The following is a 6,420-nucleotide window of genomic DNA, read 5'->3' on the forward strand; positions in this document are numbered from 1 at the left end:
ATGTGAGGGCTACGCAGCGCCGGGCCTGCTCACCACCAAGGGGGTCAATATTGGATGCCGATAGGGGGTCAAACTTCAATGCCGATTGACACCGCTGAACGTTCTCGCGGTGAAGTAAGGCAGGGACAGTCATGTGCCGTTTTTGCGAGCAGGCCGCATTCGGGCCGTCCGTCCCCTACGATCCCCAGCTTGGTCGCGGGGGGCTGGCGCCGGGTGCGAATCTGCCGGCAGACCTGATCCTTCATGGCGGACCCATCCTGACGATGGATCCGCTACGTCCGGTGGTCGGCGCCATCGCGATCCGTGAAGGGGTGATTCAGCATGTCGGCGCGGCGGACAAGCTGATCCCTGCCCGCGGACGTATGACTCGCGTCACCGATCTGGAAGGGCGCGTTGTGGTGCCCGGGCTCATCGCCACGGGACAGCGCCTGCCGCCCGACCGAGATGCGCTGAGCCTTGATCTGTGGATTTCAGGGCTGGTCCGTCAGGGGATCACGACCGTGGAACTCTTGGACCTCGGCGCGGACTGGGCGGATCATGACCGTTTGGCAGAGCTGCTTTTGCGGCGGCATCGTCTCAGGCTGCGGGGCGGCATCGGGCCGGCGCTGCGGGCCGATTGGCAAGGCGAGCCGCTGGCGCCGGGGATGGGTCACGATTTGATCCGGTACGACACCATGCGCGTGCCTCTGCCATCCGTAGCGGGCAGCGGGGTTGAGGCGGCGCTAGCCGAAGCAGCGCGCCTGCATCGCGCAGGCTGGGCCGTCGTTCTGGACGACGTTACGTCGGGTTCAGGCATGGATCCCCACACTCTTGCCAGTCAAGCAGACCGCATGGGCGAAGGAATCCGACTGGCCAGCCAGATTACCACAGACACATCCTTTGACACGACGATACAATCGCTGGACCAAGAAACCTCAGTCTCCGGTGCTGCTTGTGCCAGGCCTCTGTCTGCGGACCGACTGCCAGCGCTGACAGTCCACGCGGCGCGGCGGGCAGGGGTCGGCGATATTTGCGGAATGCTTCGGCCGGGGTTCTACGCCGACTTCGCGATCCTCGACAAAAGACCTGGCGCCGGTACGGTCCCGGAGGTGCTGAGCACATGGATCGAAGGCGTTCCCGTAAGACAGGAGACCGATCATGTCGCGCTATGACAGGCTGATGTCCCATGATTTCGCGCCGGTTGAGCATCGCTACGACCATCGCGACACCATATTGTACGCGCTCGGGGTCGGCGCCGGCCCGGATGCCCTGGATCTCGTCTACGAGCGGGACCTTCGGGCGATTGCGTCGATGGCCACCGTGACGGCCTATCCGGGAAACTGGTACGCACGCCCCGAGATCGATCTGGACGACCGGTTCACGGTGCACGGATCGGAGCGCTTCGAGTTGTTCGGCGATCTGCCCGTGGCGGGTCATGTCATCGCAACGCCGCGCATCGTCGCCATACACGATAAAGGCGAGGGGCGCGGGGCGCTGGTGATCAGTCAACGCGAGGTGCGCGATGCCGCCACCGGTCGGCATCTGGCGACCGTGACGCAACGCGCCCTGTGCCGTGGTGATGGTGGGGTCGGTGGCCCGGGCGGCCGCCCGCCCGCGCCCGGGCCTCTACCCTCGCGCGCAGCCGACATAGTGCTGCATGTTCCCACGGCAGCGAATGCCGCGCTGATCTATCGGCTTCTGGGTGACGACAATCCGCTGCATGTGGATCCCGCTTTTGCTAGGGATGCCGGGTTCGACCGCCCGATCCTGCACGGGCTGTCCAGTTATGGCCACCTTTGCCGGGCCATCATGGAGCAACGCCCTGGAGTTTCGATCCAGGCGATGGACTGTCGGTTCACCGCACCGGTCTTTCCTGGCGACATGATAGTGCTGGAAGTCTGGGACCAGCCCGGGGGGGTCGCGTTCCGCGCCCATAGCCGTGGCCGCGTCGTAATCGACAACGGAGAAATCCGCTTTGCTGCGGAGCCAAAAGACACCCCGGAAGTAGCCCGCGACGCGGCTGGCCGGGCCGAACAGAGTACGACGTGATGGAGGATGACATGAACGATCTGCCCCGGATCAGACACGAGGTGCTATATGGAGATCGGGTGGTGCGCTGCTTTGCCGACCGTCCCCGGAACGTCGACGCGATGTTTCGCACGGCAGTGGCAGGGTTCGCCGACCGCGTCGCCGTCATAGACGAAGAGCGGCGTGTCACCTACGCGGACCTCGACCGTCAGGTCGAGGCGATGGCGTCGGGCCTGATGGCACTCGGCTTCCAACCCGGTGAACGGATCGCTCTGCTGATGGGCAACGAGCTGGAGTTTGTCGTGGCGGTCCTGGCCATTGCGCGGGCCGGGCTGATCTCGGTCCCGCTCAACACCCGGCAGCGGATGCCGGAAATCGAGTTCGTGTTGAACCAGAACACCTCCTCGGCGCTCATTGCTGACGCGAAACATGCCGAGAACATCCCGCCTAGGTCAGATGTGCCGCAGTTGCGGGCTGTCTATCTGGTCGGCGAGGACGGAGGCTATCCGGAGTCCGAACCTTTGTCCGCCATTCCGGCAGCCGCGAAAGCCGGAACTGAATTTCCTCATGTGGAGGAAGAGGATACGCTCTGCCTGCTTTATACGTCGGGCACCACGGGGAAGCCGAAGGGCGCAATGCTGACCCACGTGTCGAGCATCCATTCGGTGATGCACTACGCCTGGGCCTTCAAATTGCAGGAGGGCGACGTGGCTTTCCTTTCAGTCCCGGCGAGTCATGTTACCGGCCTGATCGCCATCATTCTGTCGGCTATTCACGTCGGCGGCACGACAGTCATCGTGCGCGAGTTCAAGGCGCGCCGATTCCTTGAAATGGCCGCGAAGGAACAGATCAACTATTCGCTGATGGTTCCCGCGATGTACAATCTGTGCCTGCTCGACCCCGATTTCCGTTCCTTTGATCTGGACTGCTGGAGGGTGGCCGGTTTCGGCGGTGCGCCTATGCCGCAATCCACAATTGCGGCGCTGGCAAGGGACCTGCCGAACATGGTGCTGCACAATGTCTACGGGTCGACCGAAACCACATCGCCGGTCACCATCATGCCGGGCGGCCAGATCGCAGAACATGCCGATACTGTGGGACAGGTGCTGCCCCTTGCTGACATCATCGTGGTCGACGACGCTGGTCGTGAAGTGGCCCCCGGCGAAAGCGGAGAGCTTCTGATCGGAGGACCGATGGTGGTGCCGGGATACTGGGAGAACCCGGAAGGCAATGCCAAGGGGTTCACCGGCGGATACTGGGTGTCGGGCGACATCGGTTCAAAAGACGAGAATGGCTTCGTCCGCGTCTTCGACCGCAAGAAGGACATGATCAACCGCGCGGGCTTCAAGGTCTACTGTATCGAGGTCGAGGACGTGCTGGCGTCGCATTCCTTGGTCGTTGAAGCGGCAGTGGTGGGCGTCCCTGACGACGTGTTGGGCGAGCGGGTGCACGCCTACATTTTCCTGGATGGAAATCAGGTGGACGCGGACGAGATCAAAAATTATTGTTCTGCCCGACTATCCGACTATAAGGTTCCCGACCTCGTGACCTTTCTGGATGGGCCATTGCCGCGCAATGCGAACGGCAAGGTCTTGAAGAACGTGCTGCGGGACATCAAGACGGCCTGACACCTTGCGGTGATCAAGGTCGGCGCGGTGCGCGGAACTATGGGAGCACAATGGTTCAAGACCTAAAAATCGAGGCGTTGTCGGCGCCGCCGGCCTATCAGGTCGTGTCGCGCGAGATCCGCAAACTCATCCTGTCGGGCAGTCTCCAACCGGGTGAGCCCTTTCCGTCGGAGCTCAGTCTTGCCGAGAAACTTGGGGTCAACAGGTCCACCGTGCGCGAGGGGATCCGTCAGCTCGAAGCCGACGGGCTGGTCCGGCGTTCGGGACGCCGGCGACTTTTCGTGTCGATCCCGGACACGTCGCAGATCGCGCCGCGCGCCACCGATGCCATGGTCCTGTCACGCATTACGTTCCTCGAACTCTGGGAGGTGTGTCGTGAGGTCGAACCGCTTTCGGCGAGACTGGCGGCAATCCACCGGACAGAAGATCAATTGGTTCCGCTGCGGGCAAACCTGATCGAATTCCGGGATGCGATGGAAACAGGACGGGCGGATTACGAGATCGACCTCGCGTTTCACGCATTGATTGCGGAGGCGAGCAACAATGTCGCGCTTCTACTGACCCGTTTCCCGATCGGGCAGTTGCTTTTTCCGGCCTCGCGGCACCTCAAACCGGTGCTCGAGCAGGCCCGGCCGCGCGAGATGGCAGCGCATGAAAAGATCTTCGACGCCGTCGAGCGGCAGGATCCGGACGAGGCCGAGCTTTGGATGGCGCGGCACGTCGCGGACCTCAAACGTGGTTGGGACCTCGTCGGCTTGCCCTACGATTTCGAGATCAATCCCTTCGTCTCCACATAATGACACGATAGGCATTCCAAGCGTGCCCTAGATTACGAAAAAGCCGGCGCGGGGAGGTCTCGCGCCGGTCGTCATCCGATGTGTCTGTCGGTCGCCTGAATTCCTACTGGCGATGCTGATCCGGTAGTCTGTCTTGCTGACGCGCAACGTCGAGCTCCTGTCAGGCTAGGGGCGGGGTCCACCCAGGTGGGCAGACCCCGCGAGGGGTCATTGGCTCGGCGTCCAGGGACGGTTGTACGCCCCAACGCGCCAGTCGCCAAATTCGACGAAGCGGGGATCGGATCCCGTCTCCAGCGCGGCCGCGGCCGTGTTGAGTGCCTCGGGCGTGACCTCCGGCCAGGTGCCGGTTTCGATCCGTTCGGCCAGAATTTCAACGATCACGCTGCTTTCTGCGGCCATGAATTCGCAGTGCCCGGTCCCCTGAACGAGGGCCTGCCGATAGAGGTCGGTGGTGCCGGTTTGTTCGACCAGCGCCTCGTACCCCTGCATCAGCGAATAGGGGATGGCCCAGTCTCCCAGCATGTGGATCCGGATGGCGGGAACTTCGAGCTCTCCGGTCGTGGTGCGTCCGTCCCCGGCCCAGAAGTCGAGCGCATAGTTCGACGCCGCGATCCGGGGTTCAGCCTCAATCGTCGCAAGATCGGCCTGAAGGTCCAGCCCGGCTTCGGCATATAGCGCCTCGACCAGCTGTTTCATCGCCGGTGCGGCGTTGGCGTAGAACGCGGCGTAGTCGACGCCTTCGTTTCCGGACAACTGCTGACCCGACGCCGCATTTTCGAAGAGCAGCCGCGCGGTGCCGCCGACATTGCCGGCATTACGCATCGCCGATTTTACCACCATGTCAGCCATCGCGGCGGTATCGGACGTGTCGGGCAGGTCGGTTCCCTCGACCATCCAGGGCGACCACTGACCAATGGCAAAGGCGAGCGCCAGACGGGCGCGACCTTCGGGCGTCTTGCCCGCGTTTTCGATAGCGCTCTTCCACGACGCTCGGATTGCGTCAAGGTTACGATCGCCGCCCGCGCCTGCGTTCGGCAGACCAGCGACCGTCAGATCCGAGGCCTGGCCCAGGCCCTGTGCCACGAAATCTTCCGCCAGCAGCGCCCGCATCGCGAACCAACCGTCCAGAAAACTGTTCATGATCCAGACCGGTGTATGGGCCGCAAGCACCACCGAGCCGTCAATCTTGTCGGGGTAATCTTCGGCCGAGGCGAGGCTGTCCAGACCGCCGCCGGAGCATCCGTATTGCATCACCATGTCGGGCTCGCTTTCGAGCTGGGTGAAGGTGTCCTGAACGGTCTGGAGGTTCAGGATCTCGCGCTGCGGATCGTATTGCCAGAGCCGGAGGGGATGGCGCGCCAGACCGGCAAAGGCATAGCCGCGCGCCAGCAGATCTTCATAACGGGGCGCGTAGCCCGGGACATGGATGAAGCTGGCGAAATCGAGATCGCGCAACAGGCGGCCGTTCCAGTTCTCCGGGACGCGGATGAGCCAGGAAGTGCCGTCGGGCAGAACGCCGCTATGCTCGCGGAATGGGGTTTTGTCCTGTGCCGAGACAGGGGCTGCAAGGCTGGCCGCAAGCGCTAGGCAAAGCATCTTCTGCCCCGCCCGATATGAAAATCGAAACATGGTTCTCCTCCAGGTTGTGTTTTGGATGGCGCAGAGCTCCTCTCGTCCCGCCATCCTGTCAATAAACGTAGATGGCTAAATTTATGAGTGTCAAGTTCATATTTACGTAAGGTCAAAGCGTTTTTCGAAATTGCGCCAATGCACAACTGCTGATCGGCTCCGGACGTCAGACACAAGATTTTAGGGCCGTTGCCAAAGCGGAACAGCTGAAAAGTCGCGACGCTGATCTCTTTGATTAATCAGCGTTTATGGTTACTCTACCCTTCGAATGTGAACCGGCATGCAAGATTGACCCCTGTATTGGGGTAATCGGCGTCCAAAAGTGACCCCCCTGATATTTCTGTTCAGAAGCTTCCTCA

Annotated in this window: 5 protein-coding genes; 4 read left to right on the plus strand and 1 reads right to left on the minus strand. The window is 62.2% G+C overall.

Annotation, left to right across the window (positions count from 1 at the left end):
- The first annotated feature begins 131 nt into the window (after window positions 1–131).
- From GQE99_RS20430 to GQE99_RS20445, 4 genes are read left to right on the plus strand one after another with little or no spacing between them, the layout of a single operon-like run.
- Window positions 132–1,151: a hypothetical protein gene (locus tag GQE99_RS20430; RefSeq protein ID WP_161353802.1), complete on the plus strand. Its 1,020-nt coding sequence runs from the start codon at window positions 132–134 to the stop codon at window positions 1,149–1,151.
- A complete protein-coding gene (locus tag GQE99_RS20435; RefSeq protein WP_161353803.1) occupies window positions 1,138–2,028 on the plus strand; it encodes a MaoC/PaaZ C-terminal domain-containing protein in 891 nt (296 codons plus the stop codon). The genes GQE99_RS20430 and GQE99_RS20435 overlap by 14 nt, the downstream gene beginning before the upstream one ends.
- Window positions 2,029–2,039: 11 nt before the next feature.
- Window positions 2,040–3,635, plus strand: coding sequence for a class I adenylate-forming enzyme family protein (locus GQE99_RS20440; RefSeq protein ID WP_202531007.1), 1,596 nt, complete (start codon window positions 2,040–2,042; stop codon window positions 3,633–3,635).
- 50 nt (window positions 3,636–3,685) lie between these two features.
- Window positions 3,686–4,432, plus strand: coding sequence for a FadR/GntR family transcriptional regulator (locus tag GQE99_RS20445; RefSeq protein ID WP_008335487.1), 747 nt, complete (start codon window positions 3,686–3,688; stop codon window positions 4,430–4,432).
- A 207-nt stretch (window positions 4,433–4,639) separates the two neighbouring features.
- Here the strand turns inward: GQE99_RS20445 and GQE99_RS20450 are convergent, their stop codons facing one another.
- Window positions 4,640–6,061, minus strand: coding sequence for a hypothetical protein (locus tag GQE99_RS20450; protein ID WP_235917316.1), 1,422 nt, complete (start codon window positions 6,059–6,061; stop codon window positions 4,640–4,642).
- Window positions 6,062–6,420 lie beyond the last annotated feature (359 nt).

It is taken from the genome of Maritimibacter harenae, assembly GCF_009882975.1.
In the GTDB taxonomy this organism is placed as follows: domain Bacteria; phylum Pseudomonadota; class Alphaproteobacteria; order Rhodobacterales; family Rhodobacteraceae; genus Maritimibacter; species Maritimibacter harenae.